17 protein-coding genes and 2 pseudogenes are annotated in these 17,963 nt (G+C 50.1%); 15 read left to right on the forward strand and 4 right to left on the reverse strand.

What is annotated here, in order from left to right:
• Positions 1-46 precede the first annotated feature (46 nt).
• The 13 genes and pseudogenes from pstC (at position 47) to JCM10914_RS08895 (ending at position 13,000) form a co-directional block, all read left to right on the forward strand.
• Positions 47-1,009, forward strand: coding sequence for a phosphate ABC transporter permease subunit PstC (gene pstC / locus JCM10914_RS08840; RefSeq protein WP_023959773.1), 963 nt, complete (start codon positions 47-49; stop codon positions 1,007-1,009).
• Positions 1,006-1,914, forward strand: coding sequence for a phosphate ABC transporter permease PstA (gene pstA, locus JCM10914_RS08845; protein ID WP_023959774.1), 909 nt, complete (start codon positions 1,006-1,008; stop codon positions 1,912-1,914). Before pstC ends, pstA begins: the two co-directional genes overlap by 4 nt.
• Positions 1,915-1,958: 44 nt before the next feature.
• A complete protein-coding gene (gene pstB / locus JCM10914_RS08850; protein ID WP_023959775.1) occupies positions 1,959-2,714 on the forward strand; it encodes a phosphate ABC transporter ATP-binding protein PstB in 756 nt (251 codons plus the stop codon).
• Positions 2,715-3,081: 367 nt separating this feature from the next.
• Positions 3,082-3,825: a hypothetical protein gene (locus JCM10914_RS08855; protein ID WP_036717481.1), complete on the forward strand. Its 744-nt coding sequence runs from the start codon at positions 3,082-3,084 to the stop codon at positions 3,823-3,825.
• Between the two features lie 20 nt (positions 3,826-3,845).
• Positions 3,846-5,533: pseudogene (locus tag JCM10914_RS08860) on the forward strand (VWA domain-containing protein).
• A 35-nt stretch (positions 5,534-5,568) separates the two neighbouring features.
• Entirely contained in the window at positions 5,569-6,747 is a 1,179-nt protein-coding gene (locus tag JCM10914_RS08865) for a toxic anion resistance protein (protein ID WP_052019688.1), read from the forward strand.
• A 233-nt stretch (positions 6,748-6,980) separates the two neighbouring features.
• A complete protein-coding gene (locus JCM10914_RS31305; RefSeq protein WP_023959780.1) occupies positions 6,981-7,655 on the forward strand; it encodes an ABC transporter substrate-binding protein in 675 nt (224 codons plus the stop codon).
• Positions 7,544-8,581 carry an ABC transporter substrate-binding protein gene (locus JCM10914_RS08870; RefSeq protein ID WP_269433871.1) on the forward strand — a complete coding sequence of 346 codons (1,038 nt, stop codon included), beginning with the start codon at positions 7,544-7,546 and terminating at the stop codon, positions 8,579-8,581. Before JCM10914_RS31305 ends, JCM10914_RS08870 begins: the two co-directional genes overlap by 112 nt.
• Positions 8,582-8,657: 76 nt before the next feature.
• Complete coding sequence (locus tag JCM10914_RS08875) at positions 8,658-9,608, forward strand: ABC transporter permease (RefSeq protein WP_023959782.1); 951 nt, start codon at positions 8,658-8,660, stop codon at positions 9,606-9,608.
• Positions 9,609-9,622: 14 nt separating this feature from the next.
• A complete protein-coding gene (locus JCM10914_RS08880; protein WP_023959783.1) occupies positions 9,623-10,534 on the forward strand; it encodes an ABC transporter permease in 912 nt (303 codons plus the stop codon).
• A gap of 23 nt (positions 10,535-10,557) precedes the next feature.
• A pseudogene (locus tag JCM10914_RS08885) lies at positions 10,558-11,585 on the forward strand (ABC transporter ATP-binding protein).
• Entirely contained in the window at positions 11,563-12,552 is a 990-nt protein-coding gene (locus JCM10914_RS08890) for an ABC transporter ATP-binding protein (RefSeq protein ID WP_023959785.1), read from the forward strand. Before JCM10914_RS08885 ends, JCM10914_RS08890 begins: the two are co-directional and overlap by 23 nt.
• Positions 12,553-12,589: 37 nt before the next feature.
• Complete coding sequence (locus tag JCM10914_RS08895; protein WP_023959786.1) at positions 12,590-13,000, forward strand: OsmC family protein; 411 nt, start codon at positions 12,590-12,592, stop codon at positions 12,998-13,000.
• A gap of 256 nt (positions 13,001-13,256) precedes the next feature.
• Here JCM10914_RS08895 and JCM10914_RS08900 read toward each other — a convergent pair whose 3' ends face one another.
• On the reverse strand, positions 13,257-13,670 hold the full coding sequence (locus tag JCM10914_RS08900; protein WP_023959787.1) for a DUF2500 domain-containing protein: 414 nt from the start codon (positions 13,668-13,670) through the stop codon (positions 13,257-13,259).
• 145 nt (positions 13,671-13,815) lie between these two features.
• On the opposite strand from JCM10914_RS08900, the gene JCM10914_RS08905 reads away from it, so the two are divergent.
• Positions 13,816-14,754, forward strand: coding sequence for a DUF5808 domain-containing protein (locus JCM10914_RS08905; protein ID WP_036717484.1), 939 nt, complete (start codon positions 13,816-13,818; stop codon positions 14,752-14,754).
• 286 nt (positions 14,755-15,040) lie between these two features.
• Here JCM10914_RS08905 and JCM10914_RS08915 read toward each other — a convergent pair whose 3' ends face one another.
• The 3 genes from JCM10914_RS08915 to JCM10914_RS08925 form a co-directional block, all read right to left on the reverse strand.
• The gene (locus tag JCM10914_RS08915; protein ID WP_023959789.1) at positions 15,041-15,712 is read right to left on the reverse strand and encodes a hypothetical protein; all 672 of its coding nucleotides are present in this window, start codon (positions 15,710-15,712) and stop codon (positions 15,041-15,043) included.
• Positions 15,713-15,763: 51 nt separating this feature from the next.
• A complete protein-coding gene (locus JCM10914_RS08920) occupies positions 15,764-16,342 on the reverse strand; it encodes a hypothetical protein (protein ID WP_052019690.1) in 579 nt (192 codons plus the stop codon).
• Between the two features lie 423 nt (positions 16,343-16,765).
• A complete protein-coding gene (locus JCM10914_RS08925) occupies positions 16,766-17,347 on the reverse strand; it encodes an NAD(P)H oxidoreductase (protein ID WP_023959790.1) in 582 nt (193 codons plus the stop codon).
• Positions 17,348-17,535: 188 nt separating this feature from the next.
• Here JCM10914_RS08925 and JCM10914_RS08930 point away from each other — a divergent pair, with 188 nt between their 5' ends.
• Positions 17,536-17,874: a helix-turn-helix domain-containing protein gene (locus tag JCM10914_RS08930; protein ID WP_023959792.1), complete on the forward strand. Its 339-nt coding sequence runs from the start codon at positions 17,536-17,538 to the stop codon at positions 17,872-17,874.
• Positions 17,875-17,963 lie beyond the last annotated feature (89 nt).

Genomic DNA, 17,963 nt, shown 5'->3' on the forward strand with positions numbered 1-17,963 from the left:
CGCAGCGACGCTAAAGCTGGCTTCTCCATGTGAAAGGAAGAACCCTATGATCGATATGAATCCATCCAAGGACCATAAAGCAGTGGCAGACACGGGTCAAAGCTTCGTCCAGGTATCCGGAGCCAAGTTCGACCGCAAAGCGCGTCTTCGCTGGTCCAATCAGCTGTTCCGCTGGGTCTGCATCGGCAGCGCCTTATTCGTGTGCCTCGTATTGTTATGCATCTTGGTCCTGATGCTCCAGACGGGCATTCTGACTTTCTCCAACGTTTCGTTAACCGAATTCTTCTTCTCCACGAATTGGGACCCGGAGAATGATCACTACGGTGCGCTTACCTTTATTCTCGGTACGCTCGCGCTAACCAGCCTTACGATGCTGATCTCGATTCCAATCTCCGTCGCGATTGCCGTATTCCTGGCGGAAATGACGCCGAAATGGCTACGAAATCTGCTGCGGCCCGTGCTTGACCTGCTGGTTGGGATTCCTTCGGTGGTGTATGGCTATCTGGGGTTAACCCTGCTTATCCCTTGGCTGCGAGACATAAGCGGGCATGATCTGGCCGACGGTCTGCTCGCGGCATCGATCGTCCTGACGATCATGGTGCTGCCGACGATCAGCCGGATCAGCGATGACGCCATCTCCGCTGTGCCGAACCAATATCGCGATGCTGCGTATGCGCTCGGCACGAATCGGTTCCAGACGGTGATCCGCGTTGTGCTGCCAGCAGCGCGCAGCGGCATCACATATGCTGTGATTCTGGGCATGGCCCGCGCGATTGGCGAGACGATGGCCGTTGTGATGGTCATCGGCAACACCGCGCAGCTGCCGAACAGCCTGTTTACACCGACGGCGGTGCTGACAAGTAACATCGTCATGCAGATTTCAAGCGTGGAATTCGAGTCGACCTGGAATTATGGCCTATATATGATGGGCTTTATTTTGCTGGCGATCTCGCTGCTGATGATTGTAGCTGTAAGAACGCTCCAGAAGAGAGGGGGGCGCTACTCATGAGTGCGAAGAAGAAAGTAGATACGCTTCCCGTTTTTTCATTTGGCAAACGCAGAGGCGCTTCCGTTTGGCTGGATCGTGTCTTTACAGGGTTGGTATGGGGTGTAGGCGTCGCTGTTATTGTATTCATCGTCGGCCTGTTGTTCCTGCTGCTCGAGAAAGGATTGCCGCAGTTAAGCTGGAGCTTCCTGTACGGGCTCCCGAGCGAGATCGAGGAAGGCGGCGGGATTGGACCGGCACTCTTCAATTCCTTCTATGTACTGTTGATCTCGCTGCTTATCGCGATTCCGATTGGCATGGCCGCCGGCATCTACTTGGCGGAGTTCGCCCCGAACAACAAGCTGATCGAGGTAGTCCGCATATGCGTAGAAGGCTTGTCGTCCGTGCCGTCCATCATCTTCGGATTGTTTGGAATCGCTTTGTTTGTGGAGTTTTTTGAAATCGGACTTACAATTCTGGGCGCCGGCATCAGCTTGGCCTTCCTCAACCTGCCCGTGCTGACCCGAGTGACGGAGGAATCGATCAGGGCTGTACCGGCCCAGCTTCGGAACGGTTCCTTTGCGCTCGGGGCAACCCATCTACAGACGATTCGTCGCGTGCTGCTGCCGGTGGCGATGAACGGTATCATCACCGGCATCTGTCTGACGGCTGGACGGGCGTTTGGGGAAAGCGCGGTCATTATTCTGACGGCGGGTGTATCCACCTCGGGCGAGATGTGGGATTTCAATCTTTTATCGCCGGGTGGAACCTTGGCCGTGCATCTATGGTACGTCCAATCGGAAGCGATTGTGCCGGATGCCCAGGAGATCGCGCAGAAGACGACCGCCGTGCTGATCTTCGTTGCGCTGCTCATTAATATCGTCTTTCGGGTACCGCTGTGGCTGAACTCGCGCAAGACGAAGGCTTAATTCAGTCACAAGCGTCATCATTTCATCACCGGGAGGATTATGGCATGCAGCCATTCATCGAAATCAATGAACTGGATTTATATTACGGCGGATTTCAAGCCCTGAAGAATGTATCCATACAGATCCCACAACGGGCGATCACGGCGTTTATCGGTCCGTCCGGCTGTGGCAAATCTACCCTGTTGCGCACGCTGAATCGAATGAATGATCGAATACCAGGAACACGAATCGAAGGGAAGGTCGCGATTGGCGGAATCGATATCTACGCTGGCGACGTACATGTGGAATCGCTGCGTCAGAAGATCGGGATGGTGTTCCAGCAGCCAAATCCGTTCCCCAAATCGATCTATGATAACGTCGCTTTCGGGCCGCGGCAGCATGGGGTTCGGGGTAAGAAGAAGCTGGATGAACTGGTGGAACGGAGCCTTCGCGATGCCGTGCTGTGGGATGAAGTCAAGGACGACTTGAAGCGTCCGGCGCTTAGTCTGTCGGGAGGACAGCAGCAGCGGCTCTGCATCGCTCGCGCGCTCGCGGTTGAGCCTGACATCTTGCTGATGGATGAGGCCACCTCGGCGCTGGACCCAGTCTCCACCTTCAAGATCGAGGAGCTGACGCATGAGCTGAAGGATCGTTACACCATCGTGATGGTTACGCATAATATGCAGCAGGCGGCACGCGTATCGCAGCAGACGGTGTTCTTCCTGAACGGTGAAGTGGTCGAATATGCGCCGACCCAAAAACTGTTCGCGCACCCAGCCGATTCGCGTACGCAGGATTATATCAGCGGCCGCTTTGGCTAATGATGCGACGGATGAAATTCAATCTATCATGATAAAAGTCTCTTCAGATTCGTCTGAGAGACTTTTTTTTGCTTCTTTTGTCATAGAGCCATTGGATTATTTATGTAATTTTGATATATTTGGCCTACCTGAATCATGATTTCGCTTCTTTCCATCCTTCTTCGCCTAACATCGGATTGATAGAATTGACAGCATGGTCTTGAGCCTGCTTTTTGAGGAAAATGCATCTATCTTTGGAAATGCACGTATTATGAGTTATACCCTGAAATTACCTGTTGAATTAACGAAGATAGGCGGTTCAGTTGCCGAAGAACGTTCGCGACAGAAATCAGAGATGGTCTTGTTCTATAGGGGGAGGTGTTCGTGATTGAATGGGTGGAGGTCTGTGAAGCTGGTGCTGCTGATCGCTGTCATTGCCGCGATAAATATAACTTTATTCTCGCCGGGCTTGCTTGGACTTGATATCCAGGGCGGTGATGCGCTTCAGACAGCTTTTGGCGTAACGGTGCTTGTCGTCAGTGGCCTGGTTCTGCTGTATGGCAGTTATGTTCTACTATTTAAAGCTCCGGTTACGAAGCCGGTGCGTAAGATAACAACGCGTGAAGATTACATAGAAGCCCTTCATGATTATCGCCATCATAAAGCGTTGAAGAAGGATATCGCTCTAGCTTTGGATCAATTGGACCGGATCGAGAAGAAGAAGCACACGCTGTTCGGGGTGCTCAGTCAGCGGTTCGAGGAGAACGAGCTTAGCTATAAGAAATTCCACGGGGTCATTATGGAAGTGGAGAAGCTGTTCTATCTGAACATTCGCGGGATTCTGAATAAACTCAGTGTATTTGACGCCTCGGATTTCTCCAGGATGGGCGCACCGCACGGGTCGCAGCCGTTCTCGAACAGATTGGTGCAGGAGAGAAGCGATTTGTATACCGAATATCTATCCTTCGTTACCGGATATCTCGGGGTGAACGAGGAGATTCTGCTCAAGCTTGATAAGTTGCTGCTCGAGATTTCGCTGCTGGGCAGCACCGATTACCGGGATGTGGATGAGATGCCGTGCATGCAAGAGATTGATGCTTTAATCAAGCAGACTAAATTGTATAAACAGTAAGGAATAAAGGGGAGATGGACATGAAGAGAAAGGGTAACGCGTTCGTGGTGCTGCTATCCATTGCGGTAGTGGTGTTTGTGCTGGTGTATGCCGGCATTTACTTTACCTCGAATCTAGGGCAAAGCGCATCGGAAGTCAGTGCCAATGACGCTGCGAAGAAATTGGATAAAGTGTACAAGAACATCAAGGTAACGGTCGAGGATCCAATTAAAGGACAGATTAATCTGGACCCGGTCGTTGTAGCCGACTCGTTGCCGGATATATCGAAATTTCAGGTGTCGGTAGAGAATACGACGCCGAGTTATGTCGAGATCTTCTCATCCACGGAGAAATCGGGCACGGGGATAGATGGCTGGTTGAACGAAGTCGCGAATGATTTTAATAAGGCGAATATCAAGGTAGGCGGTAAGCCGGTTTCGGTCATGATCCGCAACATCGCTTCCGGGACAGCAACCGATTACATAACGTCAGGCAAATATGTTCCGGATGCCTTCACGCCTTCCAATGAGTTATGGGGCGAGATGGTGAAGGTACACGGAGTGAAGGCAGAACTGGTATCGCAGCGTCTGACCGGCAACGTTGCGGCGTGGTGACCCGGAAGGCCAAATACGATGAATTGGTAGAAAAGTACGGCTCCTTAAACGTCAAGACTCTGACGGATGCGATCTCGAACAATGAGCTGGCCATGGGTTACACGGACCCTTTTGCCAGTTCAACCGGTCTGAACTTCCTTGTCACGGCGCTGAATTCGTTCGATAGCGGCGATCTGCTCGGCGCGAAGGCTGTTGAAGGCTTCGAGAAGTTCCAGGCGAACGTTCCGTTCATCGCATCCACCACAATTCAGATGCGTGACGCTGCCAAATCGGGGATGCTGGATGCCTTCGTCCTGGAATATCAGACGTATGTGAACGCAGCCGATATGAAGGGCGGGTTCGTATTCACGCCATTCGGCGTAAGACACGACAGCCCACTCTATGCGCTGGGTAACCTCTCTTCGGAGAAGCAGGAAATCATTAAGAAGTTTGGCGAGTTCGTGACGCAAGATAAGTATCAGAAGCTGGCTACGGACCGCGGATTTAACGGCTTGGACGACTATCAATCGGAACTGGGGCAGATGGATAGCAATATCCTGCCTTCCGCGCAGAAGCTCTGGAAAGAGAAGAAGGACGGCAACAAACCGGTCGCGGCCGTGTTCGTAGCGGATGTGTCCGGCAGCATGGAAGGCGAGCCTCTGCATAGACTGAAGGAATCGCTTCTGAACGGGCAGAAGTACCTCGGCCGGGAGAACAGTATCGGTTTCGTGTCCTATTCATCCGATGTCGCCATTAACCTGCCCATCGGCAAATACGATGCCAACCAGCAATCGATGTTCGTCGGGGCGATCAACAGTCTCGAGGCCAGCGGCAATACGGCAACTTTCGACGGGATTGCCGTGGCGATGAAGATGCTGGAAGAGGAGATGGCTGTTAACCCCGATATTAAGCCGCTGATCTTTGTGCTTAGTGACGGAGAGACGAATGTGGGGCATTCTCTCGAAGATATTCGAAGCCTGATTCAAGCTTACAAAATTCCGATATACACCATTGGCTATAACGCAAATATTCAGGCGCTTCAAAATATATCCAGCATCAATGAAGCGGCCAGCATCAATGCGGATACCGACGACGTGGTATATAAGATCGGTCAGTTGCTGAACGTTCAGATGTAACGGGATTGGGGAACTTGGGGAATTCGCTTGAATAAATGTTTAACCAATATAGATTGTGGGAGGGGTTCGTATTGTCAACATTCTCGATGGAAGTGATCCAACCGGATCTGATCAAAACGGCGATTGAGGAAGAGGTCAAGCCGGAGCCGGAAGAAGTGGTACAGCTCCGAGAGCTTGCCGTAACGAATGTGCAGGCGATCATGGAGCTGGACGTGGAATCGCTGGAGAAGCGCAGGCAAGTGCTGCAGTCTATCGATACTTTCGGGATGAGCTCTATGAGATCATCCTCTGAGAAGAACGCACTGCTGCAAGTTTCAGTGGGTAAATTGTCCAGAACCGGGGATGAGGGAGGCCAGGTGGCGAAGGGGCTGACCGATCTTCAGATCCAGTTGAAGGATCTGGACCCGAGCGTTATTGATTTCGCGAAGGTTGGCATTCTGGGGAAGCTGTTTAATCCGCTGCGCAGTTATTTTGCCAAGTTCCAGAAGGCGGATGCGGTCATATCCGACATCATTCTCTCCTTAGATAAAGGGAAGTCTGTGCTGAAGAACGACAACACGACGCTGGAGATCGAGCAGCAGGTGCTGCGCGACCTAACCAAGAAGTTGCAGAAAGAAATCCAGCTCGGGATGCTGATGGATACGGAGATTGAATCCCAGATTGAGGCGGCGAAACTCCGTCAGGAATCGGAAGACAAAATCCGGTTTATTACGGAGGAAGTGCTGTTCCCACTGCGTCAACGCGTAATGGACCTGCAGCAGATGCTGGTGGTGAACCAGCAAGGCATTATGGCGATCGAGGTGGTCATTCGTAACAACAAGGAGCTCATTCGGGGCGTGGATCGCGCACGGAACGTAACCGTGTCTGCACTTAAAATCTCCGTCACGGTCGCTAGCGCCCTTTATAATCAGAAAATCGTACTGAAGAAGATCGAGCTGCTGAACGAGACGACGAATAATCTGATCAGCGCAACATCTAAGATGCTGAAGGATCAGGGGGCGGCGATTCATAAGCAGTCGTTAGAAACGAGCATCTCTGTAGATACCTTGAAGCAGGCGTTCACGGATGTGTTATCCGCGCTCGATTCCATCAGTACCTATAAGCAAGAAGCGCTTCCTAGAATGCGTGAGACAATTCATGCGTTCAGCGAACTGGCGGAGACCGGCGAGCAGCAAATCCAGCGTCTGGAACGAGGACAGAAGTTGGGGTTGTAACGAAGTAGAATAACGAGGCGATCGAGGGACCAGTCTAGCGGCTGGTCCCTCTTTTTATATAATTGTGGCGAATTATTGAATAATGAATTCGCTTCATTTAGACGGGCAGGGAATAACTTCTATTAAGGGGAATTCTGACATTGACAACCTGATATACATCATATAGTATTTTCATAACTTATTAAACCTACCATTTAACTAAGGTTTGGGGAATAGAGGAGACAACGGGGGGAATGACGATGAAAAAGGGGAAGCTGGGGTTGCTTTTGACATCCATACTGTTGATGCTGTTGGTCGCGGCATGCGGAGGTGGAGGAAGTGATAGCGAAGGGTCTGCAGGAAACGAGGCGGGCACTGGCGAGGGAACGCAAGCAGCCGAATACAAGGATGAACTGAACGTTGCTCTGACGGCACAGCCGCCAACATTAGATACAGCCTTGACGGTATCGGCGGTGGCGCTGGATACGGCAGGTAATATATTCGAACAATTGTACACGCTCAATGCGGAGTACGAGCCCGTTCCGCAGCTTGCGGAATCGGTAGAACGCAGCGAAGACGGGTTAACATATACGTTCAAGCTGCGCCAAGGTGTAAAGTTCCATAACGGCGAGGAGATGACGGCCGACGACGTGGTTGCTTCGATGAACCGCTGGCTGGTGACATCATCACGTGCCAAGGTGCTGCTGACGGGTGCGAACTTTGAGGAAGTAGATCCGTACACGGTGAAGCTGACGGTGGAAGCACCTACCTCGGACGTGTTGATCTTGATGCTTCGCAGGCACAATTCCCGTCCATTATGCCGAAGGAGATCATTGATTCCGCTCCGGCAGACGGCATTCAAGAATACATCGGTACTGGCCCGTATAAATTCCAGGAGTGGAAGCAGGACCAGTACATTCATCTGGTGAGAAACGAGGATTATCAATCGCTGGATTCGGAACCGAGCGGTTTTGACGGACGTAAGGAAGCTCCGACCGAGAATCTGTATTTCCACTTCGTAACTGATCATTCCACGCGCATCGCCGGCGTGAAGACGGGCCAGTATGATGTGGCCGACAGCATCCCGATCGAGAGCTATGATGAGCTTGCAGCCGATTCGAACGTGAACCTTGAATCGTTCCCGGGCGGAGCATTAACGGCATTCTTCAATACGAGTGAGGGATTGCTTGCCGATCAGAAGATCCGCCAGGCGATTCTGGCAGCCTTCAATAATGACGAGATCATGCTGGCGAGCTTCGCCAAGCCGGATCTGTACTCGCTGGCTCCAGGCTACCTGAATACGAATCAGGTGCAGTGGTCTACAGAAGCCGGCGCCGAATATTACAACCAAGCCAATCCTGATAAAGCGAAGGAACTCCTGGCAGAAGCCGGATACAACGGAGAGGAAATTACGCTGCTTACAACGAAGGATTATAACGAGATGTATACAGCAACTCTGGTCATCCAAGAGCAGTTACGCCAGATTGGCATGAACGTGAAGGTGGAGAACTTCGACTTCCCGACCTTCCTGGAAACGAAGAACGATCGTAGCAAGTGGGATATTTTTGTAGCGAGCACGGGCTATCAGATTACCCCGCCGCAACTGCTCGCGGTTAACCCGGATTGGGCCGGACTGGATAATGAGACCGTGAAGCAAGCGCTGGTCGATATCCGTGCTGCGGCAACGCCGGAAGACGCACAGAAGGAGTGGGCAGAACTGCAAGGCTTCATGTACGAGTTTGCTTCCTCTACGGTCATTGGTCACTACAATGGCGTGGTTGCAACATCGAAGAAGCTTGAAGGGTTCGAGCTGTTTGAGGCTCCTGTGGTGTGGAACGCTAAGGTAGCGAAGTAAGTTGAAACAAGAGAGGGTGTTACAAAGTTACCCGCGTAACTTCGCTAACACTCTCTTTTTTTGGAGGGATTCGCAAGTGCTGGCCTATATCACAAAAAGACTATTATCGCTCATTCCAGTCTTGGCCGTTGTCACCATCGCCATATTTCTGATCATTCATATTACGCCCGGAGACCCGGCTGCCACGATTCTCGGCATGGAGGCATCACAGGGAGAGATCGATAATCTGAACAAGGAGCTGGGCCTGGACCGGCCGCTGATCGAGCAGTATACAAGCTGGCTTGGCGGGGTGTTCAAGGGAGATCTGGGGAACTCGATCTTCATGAAGCAGCCGGTTAGCGAAGCGATTGCGGAGCATATCGGTCCGACGCTCTCGCTCGCCATATTGGCTCAGGTCATCGCGATTCTGCTCGCCATCCCATTCGGCATTCTCGCGGCTTACAAGCGTGGATCAGCAGCGGATTATTCATTGATGGGCATGTCCCTCTTAGGCATGGCCGTACCGAGCTTTTTGCTGGCACTGCTGCTCATGCTGCTGGTCGGCGTCAAGCTGCAGTGGCTGCCGGTTGCCGGGTATGCGCCGCTAAGCAAAGGGTTCTGGGAACATATTCAGTATCTAATCATGCCGGGGATTTCTCTCGGAACGATCCAGGCGGCACTGATCACCCGAATGACGCGCTCATCGATGTTGGAGATCTTAAATCTGAATTTCATCAAAACCGCTAGGTCCAAGGGGCTGCATGAAGCGAAGGTGCTGTTCAAGCACGCCTTTCGCAGCGCGTTCCTGCCGATTCTGACTGTCATCGGCCAGACCTTTGGCACCTTGGTTACCGGGGCGGTCGTGGTGGAAGCGATATTCAACATCCCCGGTCTCGGTCAGTTGATCCTGAACTCGATTGCAAGACGGGATGTTGCGGTGATCCAGGGCGTGGTGCTCGTCGTGACGTTGATGTACGTCACCATCAATCTGGTCATCGATCTGTTATACGGCGCGGTGGATCCGCGAGTTCGTTTGGACCGTAAATAAAAGAGGTGTAAGAGATGGCTACAGTTCAGGAGAAAGAAACGATCACACAAATAAGCAAACGGATGAAAAAAGAGCAGCGCGCGATCGGGTTTCGCCGCCTGAAGTCAAATTACGGGCTGCTGATCGGGGCTTCCGTGTTTGGCGTACTCGTGCTGCTGGCCTTGCTGGGTCCGTTGTTCACATCCTATGGACCCAATGACATGAAAGTCGTCGAACGGCTCATGTCTCCGAGCGCGGCGCACCTGCTCGGTACGGACGAATTCGGCCGGGATCTATTGACGCGATTGCTGCATGGCGCGCGGGTATCGCTTGGCGTCGGCCTGATCGTGGCGTTGTTATCTTCCGTGCTTGGCCTGATTATTGGTGTCTACGCGACTTATTATAAAACGCTGGATCATATCCTCATGCGGATCTGTGACGGTCTGATCGCGATCCCGGGGATTCTGCTGGCGATTGCACTCATGGCTGCACTGGGCGCTTCGGCGCTGAACGTGATCATTGCGCTGACGATTGTGTTCACGCCGAACATCGCCCGGGTTGTCCGTTCATCCGCATTGGTCGTTCGGGAACAGACGTATATCGAAGCGATGCAGGTTCAGGGTGCTAGCTCAACACGCATCATCTGGCTGCATATCGTGCCCAATACGTTATCGCCCTTGATCGTTCAGGCTACCTTCGTATTCGCAGAAGCGATCATATCCGAAGCGGCTCTAAGCTTCTTGGGTGCAGGCATTCCTGCCCCGGACCCGAGCTGGGGGAATATTCTGCAGGCAAGCAAACTCGTTATTTTCAAAGCCTGGTGGATGGTGGTCTTCCCTGGAGCGGCGCTGGTGTTGTCCGTATTAAGCCTGAATTTACTCGGTGATGGGCTGCGAGATTTACTCGATCCGCGTACCAAGCATAAACACAAGCTGAGAAAATCATGAGATCAGAGAATGGAGGTATTTCCATGAATCCAGAGCCTCTATTAGAAGTGAAGAACTTAAAGACGCACTTTCATACCGAGCGCGGGCGCGTAACGGCTGTGAATGGCGTCAGCTTCTCGATGAACAAGGGCGAAATTATCGGGATTGTCGGTGAGTCGGGTTGCGGCAAAAGCGTCATGTCCCAGTCGATCATTCGTCTGTTGGATCATACGGATTCGATTGAGTATGAAGGCGAGGTGCTGTTCGAGGACCAGAATCTGCTCACGCTTCCGGCTGCTAAACTGCGGGCGGTGCGTGGCGACGGTATCTCGATCATTTTTCAGGACCCGCTCACATCCTTAAGCCCTGTATATACGATCGGCAATCAGATTGCCGAAGTCATACGCCTGCATCAGAAGAAGAGCAAGAAGGAAGCGCATCGGCAAGCGATCGACATCCTGCGAATGACCGGCATTCCTTCACCGGAGATCCGGGTTAACGAGTATCCCCATCAATTGTCCGGCGGGATGCAGCAGCGTGCCATGATCGCCATGGCACTTGCCTGCGAGCCGAAGCTACTCATTGCCGATGAACCGACAACGGCGCTCGATGTTACGATTCAGGCTCAGATTCTGGAGCTGATCGCGGAGTTGAATGAACGGCTGGGCATGGGCGTATTGTTTATTACGCACGACCTTGGCGTGGTATCCGAGATATGCACCGGCGTAAAGGTCATGTACTTAGGTCAGATTGTGGAGGAGGCTGCTACGGAGCAGTTGTTCCAGAAGCCGCTGCACCCTTATACGCAAGGCTTGATTCAATCGATCCCGAAGCTGGATGGAGATCGTCACGATAAGCTGCATGTCATTGAAGGGTCCGTTCCGTCGCTTGCAAATACCCCGAAGGGGTGCAAGTTCCAGACGAGATGCCCGTTTGCCGATGAACAATGCGTGAGTCAGGAGCCGCCGATGGAGGAGCTGCTGCCGGCCATCGGGTGAAGTGCTGGCACTATAAGGAGATCAACGGGATCGGGAAAGGAGAGGAGCAAATTGGAACCTACAGTAGTCGATGATTCCTTGCTTAAGGTGCGCTCCCTCCATGCCAAGTTCCCCGTGTATGGACCTTTTGGCAAAATCCTCGGGGCCAAAGCCCACGTGAATGCAGTATCGGACGTCTCCTTCGAACTGAAGGAGGGCGAAACGTACGGATTGGTCGGTGAGTCCGGGTCGGGGAAGAGCACGACCGGGCGCGCAATCCTGGGTCTTACGCCGGCAAGTGGCGGTGAAGTGCTGTACCGTGACCGTAACGTTACGGCCATGACCAAGGAAGAGATGAGGAATTACCGCAAGGATGTGCAGCTCGTATTTCAGGACCCGTATTCATCGCTGAATCCCCGAAAGCGGATCGGGCAGATGCTGGAGGAGCCACTCATCATTCATCGCTTGGGCAACCGCGAAGAGCGGCAGGAAAAGGTGTTCGAGATTCTGCGCATCGTGGGGCTGCAGCCGGAGCATTATTTCCGCTATCCGCATGAATTCTCCGGTGGACAGCGACAGCGGCTTGGACTTGCAAGAGCGCTGATCATGAACCCCAAGATTATGATCTGCGACGAGCCCGTGTCAGCCCTGGATGTATCGATTCAATCCCAGATCCTGAACATGCTGCGCCAACTGCAGCGAGAGTTTAAACTGACACTGCTGTTTATCACCCACGATATTAGCGTGGTGCGTTATATCTCGGATCGGATCGGTATTATGTATCTGGGCAAGATCGTGGAAGAGGCGCCTACTGATGATTTGTTCCAAGAACCGCTGCATCCCTATACGCAAGCCTTGTTCTCGGCGGTACCGGATTTTACCCGCAGTCGGCTGAAGGAGCGAATCGTGCTGCGCGGCGAGATTCCTTCTCCGATATCGCCGCCGAGCGGCTGCGTGTTCCACACCCGTTGTCCGTTCGCGACGGACATCTGCAAAGCCGAGATACCGCCGATGCGCGAGGTTCGAACGGGCCACCGCGTGGCATGCCACCTGGTAGAATAGAATAACATCTCATTGAAGAAAAGAAGGAGTGAACATTATGACCACGATCAAAATCATCGACGGCCAGGATCAGATCTTCAATCAAGCCGGGTTTCAGCTTATAGGAAGCCACGCACCGAATACGGAGGGTTTGTCGCCACGAGAGTTGCTTGAAGCATCGCTTGCGCTGTGCGTTTCCATCTCTCTGCAGAAGATCATGGCGTATGACGGTGTCGAATATGATAAATCGAGCATTCATATTGAAGTTACTTCACTAAAGCATGAGGATAAGAAACTTAATAAATTCTCGCATTTCCACGTACAGGTGACCTTGCCGCCGAATCTTGCGCCAGAGTACAAAGAAAAGCTCAAATCGGTGGTGGAGCGGGCATGCACGATCGGCAATACGCTGCGGAGCGAAGCGGTGGTTGAATTGATCGAGGTGGAAGCGATCAGCACGGTAGAGTAATTGGTTAGATAAAAGATGCCCTATACAGATGGATCTGTATAGGGCATCTTTTTGTCCTCGAATATTTTGCGAGCCCATGCAGCTTATTATAAGGTTCCACTCATTGGAATTGATCCCTATTCCGATATTAATGCAAACGGCATTTCCGCCCTCTGCAGCATCAGGCTGCGGTAGACTCTCAATTTTAAGGTGAGAAGGGGATATCTAAGAATAAGCCCTGAATTCAGGAATCGAGGGCTTATACGTAATGAAGCTGTCAGGATTGGGGCTGTGCATTGCGCTCAAAGGCGACAATCCAGTCGCCCTGGATGGCGGCATAGCCGGCATCCCCCTCTACCACAAGACCGTACAGATTCTTGACATCGAGGTATTCTTTTCGTTCCCCGTTATCGAATTCAAGCGTGATGTAGTAATACGTACGAGATGAATTGCTGGAATGCATCATGCCGTTATCCCCGTTGTGGTGATTGGTGTGGTGACGCACATCCATGCGTTTGGCGACCACGCGGGCAAATCGGGAATTGCGCGGAGACTGTACGTTCTTTACATAACGGGCACCGTTTGCGATTAGACCCGCTATAACAACGATGAACACAATCCCGATGATGATCGGTACGAGTGTAAACATAAAATCAAAGCCACCGCCAAAAGATGGTCCTGGGGATATCATGGCTGGTTCCTCCTGTCCTTGTTCGCATTCTAGTGTTGAATATATGTACGGCAATTATAGGATAATGTTTCAAATGGAGGAAGATATATTTTAATTCCATGGATTATTGTTATGATAGAAGGAGTTTGTTTAAGAGGTGATGCGCATGTTAATGATAATTATTTTATCCCTAACGACTTTGGTCTGTTACTTCGCATTGTGGATAACCTATCGACCACAAGCAAAGTACAAGAACGGCATGCTGTTTGCTGTGCTGTTACCGGAGCATGCACTGGCACATCCAGACATCCAGGCGATCCAGGCGAATTTCAAACGGTCATTGAATCGGATCACGCTATGGATGCTGATCGCCTATATTCCGTTCTTGCTGCTCCACGACTGGATGGCTTATCAGATGTTGTACTATTTTGCATGGCTTACGGTGTTCCTCATTGTGATGGTGCTTCCGTTTCGCCGGGCTTTCCGGGATACGCTTGCACGCAAGCGGGAACACGACTGGTTTGTTGGACAGAAGGAAGAGGTCTTGGATAAGGACGGCCAGATCATCTACTCGGAGGGAGATGAATACTGGTCCAGCGGCTTTACCTATCATAACCCGAACGATAAGCGAGTGATGGTTACGAAGCGGGTAGGGATTGGCGAGACAGTTAATACAGGAACCGTAGCTGGGAAGATCGTGATCTGGGGAGCTATCGGACTTGCAGCTGTCACTATACTGGGTACCTCTTTCATGATGATCCGTTCGGAATGGACTTCACCCAAGTTGGCGATAACATCGGACCATCGAATTGAGATCGATTATCCGATGTATTCCTTTGATTTCAGTATGACCGAGATTCAGGAACTGTCATTGGAGGAGCATGTGCCGCCCGGCTCTAAGCGAAACGGCGAATCCATGGATAAGTATGCGAGGGGGCATTTCCGTCTTGAAGGAATCGGAAAGACAAGGTTGTATATATTCAAGAACAATCCACCTTACATTAAGTTCAAGCTGGGAGAAGGTTATGTATTCTATAATGACGAGGACCCTGCACGGACAAGGCAAGTGTATGAGGAGCTGGAGAAGAGGCGGGCGGGGGATTAAGGCTTAATGAGAGCAGATGAAGCGGCCTTCGTTCAGGCCGCCTTTTATTTGCTGTGCATGTTTACGAGTTCTCTCCGTAATGCAGCCCCAACTGATAAGCACGCTCCAGCACCCCCTCCATAATCTCGGTCTTGTACAGTACAAAGAAACCTCTCTTTTTGAATGATTTACCGGACACATCTCTTTTAACAAAGGATAATTTCTTTTTGTTTGATCTGAATGAAAGAAGGGGGCACATGGTCATTTACTGACGACTATGTGCCCCCCCTTGCTAAAACCAGAAAACTTATCGATTCTGTACTTCCTCGATTTCAACCTTAAACCTCTCTTCAACAGCTCTTTTGATAGTATTATGCTTATCTTGGTCCCCCTCATGGCCATGATCTAAGGAGTCTAAAGTCAATGTATCCGAACCTAAGCTAAATCTACCATTGTTCATATTAATAACACCATATTCTCCGTAGGTATTTAGCTTGAGGTACAATACATATTCTTCTCCCTCTTTAATCTCATTGTAATTTTCAAGGGCGATTTTTTGTGATGAACCATCTTGTTCAATTATAGAAACAGGTTCGATAATATCCAACTTCTCATTTTCTATGACAGGTACAGATTCTGGTGTTTTCAATACCTTGAGAACTGTAATTGGGGTTCTTGTGTAGAAATCTTCAATGGCTTGTGGAGAACCCTCTTGGACGGAATCCGGTTCGAAATATTTGACTACATGTTCACGATCCAAAAAATGGGTATCCGTTTCCGCAATGACAACTAAATCAGCATCATTAAACAACGGGGCTTCTTCTTCAAATGCTTTATAATTACCATGCGTCACTATGGTTTCCAAGCCCTCGCCGGTGTTCACGCCTTCACTAGCGTTGTCTACCGGTACATTATTACTGCATGCGAACATGAATAAAGAGAACGAGGATACCAACAGCATAAGTTTAATTCTTTTCATGCAAACCCTCCTAAAATTCACTTTCTAAAACCAGCGTAGACATAACCGTCATTACGGAAAGGTTCTCCACTTTAGATCAACTTGTCCGGAGTCATACGAAGTAATGGAAGCAGGAATCGCCCACCAACCTTGTACCATAACTGAATTTGTGGGAATAGGAACGTGAGCCATTTTAATAGTGTGTCCTATCTCGTGGGCAGCATTATATCTTACATTAGCAGGTTGATGACCGGCTGCCCTCATATTATTATCATACATAGTTACCTCTACATAGACCCAGTACTCATCTGGCAAAGCCAAATTCCCTGAGCTATTGGTTGGAGCAATTTGACCCCATAAATTAGGTGTAGCAGAGTTGCCGATATAATAGGTATCCGGGGGATCTATAGCGTTGTATATCGGTGTTCTAGTAATATTGACCTTTGAATTAGCATTCCAATAGCCTCTGCCTGCATCATAAGCACCTGTATAACCATACTGATTTACAGAGGAATGATAAAAGGCACTTGGATTCGGTCCGCCTTTTCTATTTCCACCCCAATAATCGGCACTTGCAATACTCCCAAACATAACCAGAGCCAAAATAGAAAAAGACAACGTAGACAAATATTTTGCTTTACGCTTCTTCACAGTTCGACCTCCAATTTATCTTTATTTATCAAACAATCCCTCGCTTAATTGCCAAGTTTTACGACGATTTTTGTCCCCCCTTCAATCTCTTAGTTGCCACTCATTTCGATTCTCATCTTTGCTGCCTATAGATGTCGAATTGGAATTAAGTGGGCTTATACTTATAAAGACAACGAAAATAACCAGAAAGTTGCACTTTTATTATAAAAAATCCCATAAAATCCTTTTCTATTCCAAATAACTAGAATTTTTAGGAATGCTGAATCAACCCCTCACAGAATTAAAGTTATCAGGTAGTGGGAGTATAGGTGTCATTACTGTTATAGTGGTGGATGAGGCAGGTAATAAATTTATAGAGAGCCTGCCGTATCACATGATCGAAGATGTGTAGCATATATGATCATTAATTACCGATGAATTTGCTCAGGCAACATCCTCGTAATGCAGCCCCAACTGATAAGAACGCTCCAGCAACCCCTCCATAATCTCGGATTTACCTTCCAGGGTGTCATAGAAGAATTCCACATGGGAGTCCTCTATCCCGGAGTAATTGGAAATACCGACATTCAGGAAGCGGGAGAGCATCGAATCATAGCTTCGCTTCACAAAATGGTCCTCCGACGCGCCTGCCAAGGCCAGCCATAACACCCGCTTATGATGCAGCTTCGAGCCGCCGCCGTATGCAAATCCATGATTCCATACCCGATCAATGTAGCCCTTCAACATGGCGGGGATTCCATACCACCACACCGGGAAGATGTAGGCCAGTGCATCATATTCCTTCATCCGTGCCATTTCAGCCTGAACCTCAGGTGAATAAATCTTCTTACTATCCGACCAATCCGGCTCGTCTGCTTCCCACAGGATCGGATCGAAGCCGATGCGGTGTAGATCCAGCACTTCCACTTCATGCTCGGCGTCCCGAAGTCCCTGCACGAACTTCTCAGTAACCGCAAATGTAAAGGAATCTTCCCTTGGATGAGTAACAACAGTCAGTACTTTCAACAGAGTACACCTTCCTTTTTGTGTTAAGATTTGAATGGTTTCTGGTATAAGTGGATTATGTATCATATAATGACCGAAAGAAAGTACGTACTAATTTGTTATATAGGCACCTAAAAGTACCATTAGAACTCTAGAGTTCCTGTTAGAATTGGCATAATTCTATGGTTCGGGAGGAGAGAAGAGTTTATATGAATGCAGAACGCCAATATAATATTCCCGCTGAAGCCACAATGGCAGTGATAGGCGGCAAGTGGAAGGTTGTTGTACTGTGCCACTTAAGTTATGGACCTAAGCGAACGAATGAGATTAAGAAGCAGCTGCCGGATATTACGCAGAAGATGTTAACCCAGACCCTTCGGGAGCTGGAGGAGGATGGAATTATCACCCGAACCGTTTTTAATCAAGTGCCGCCGAAAGTGGTATACGAGCTGAGTGAGACGGGGATTTCCCTGCAACCGATATTGGATCAAATCTGTGAATGGGGAGAGAAGTACATGGACAGAAAAGCGAAGGTAAGCGCCCCTTGAGGGCTAAAGTAAAAGCTGCTAACCCTTAGGGATAGCAGCTTTTATTGTTCTATTTCTGCAAAGGATACCGCTTCGCTTCAAATTGAAAG

Source organism: Paenibacillus sp. JCM 10914, assembly GCF_001315105.1.
GTDB lineage: Bacteria > Bacillota > Bacilli > Paenibacillales > Paenibacillaceae > Paenibacillus_AQ.

Excerpts from the sequence above, each read along its gene's own strand:
- JCM10914_RS08915 (WP_023959789.1), bottom strand. The coding sequence starts at position 15,712 with ATGAAAAGAATTAAACTTATGCTGTTGGTATCCTCGTTCTCTTTATTC.
- pstC (WP_023959773.1), top strand. The coding sequence starts at position 47 with ATGATCGATATGAATCCATCCAAGGACCATAAAGCAGTGGCAGACACG.
- pstA (WP_023959774.1), top strand. The coding sequence starts at position 1,006 with ATGAGTGCGAAGAAGAAAGTAGATACGCTTCCCGTTTTTTCATTTGGC.
- JCM10914_RS08930 (WP_023959792.1), top strand. The coding sequence starts at position 17,536 with ATGAATGCAGAACGCCAATATAATATTCCCGCTGAAGCCACAATGGCA.
- JCM10914_RS31305 (WP_023959780.1), top strand. The coding sequence starts at position 6,981 with ATGACGATGAAAAAGGGGAAGCTGGGGTTGCTTTTGACATCCATACTG.
- JCM10914_RS08865 (WP_052019688.1), top strand. The coding sequence starts at position 5,569 with ATGTTTAACCAATATAGATTGTGGGAGGGGTTCGTATTGTCAACATTC.
- JCM10914_RS08870 (WP_269433871.1), top strand. The coding sequence starts at position 7,544 with ATGCCGAAGGAGATCATTGATTCCGCTCCGGCAGACGGCATTCAAGAA.
- JCM10914_RS08880 (WP_023959783.1), top strand. The coding sequence starts at position 9,623 with ATGGCTACAGTTCAGGAGAAAGAAACGATCACACAAATAAGCAAACGG.
- pstB (WP_023959775.1), top strand. The coding sequence starts at position 1,959 with ATGCAGCCATTCATCGAAATCAATGAACTGGATTTATATTACGGCGGA.
- JCM10914_RS08900 (WP_023959787.1), bottom strand. The coding sequence starts at position 13,670 with ATGATATCCCCAGGACCATCTTTTGGCGGTGGCTTTGATTTTATGTTT.
- JCM10914_RS08905 (WP_036717484.1), top strand. The coding sequence starts at position 13,816 with ATGTTAATGATAATTATTTTATCCCTAACGACTTTGGTCTGTTACTTC.
- JCM10914_RS08895 (WP_023959786.1), top strand. The coding sequence starts at position 12,590 with ATGACCACGATCAAAATCATCGACGGCCAGGATCAGATCTTCAATCAA.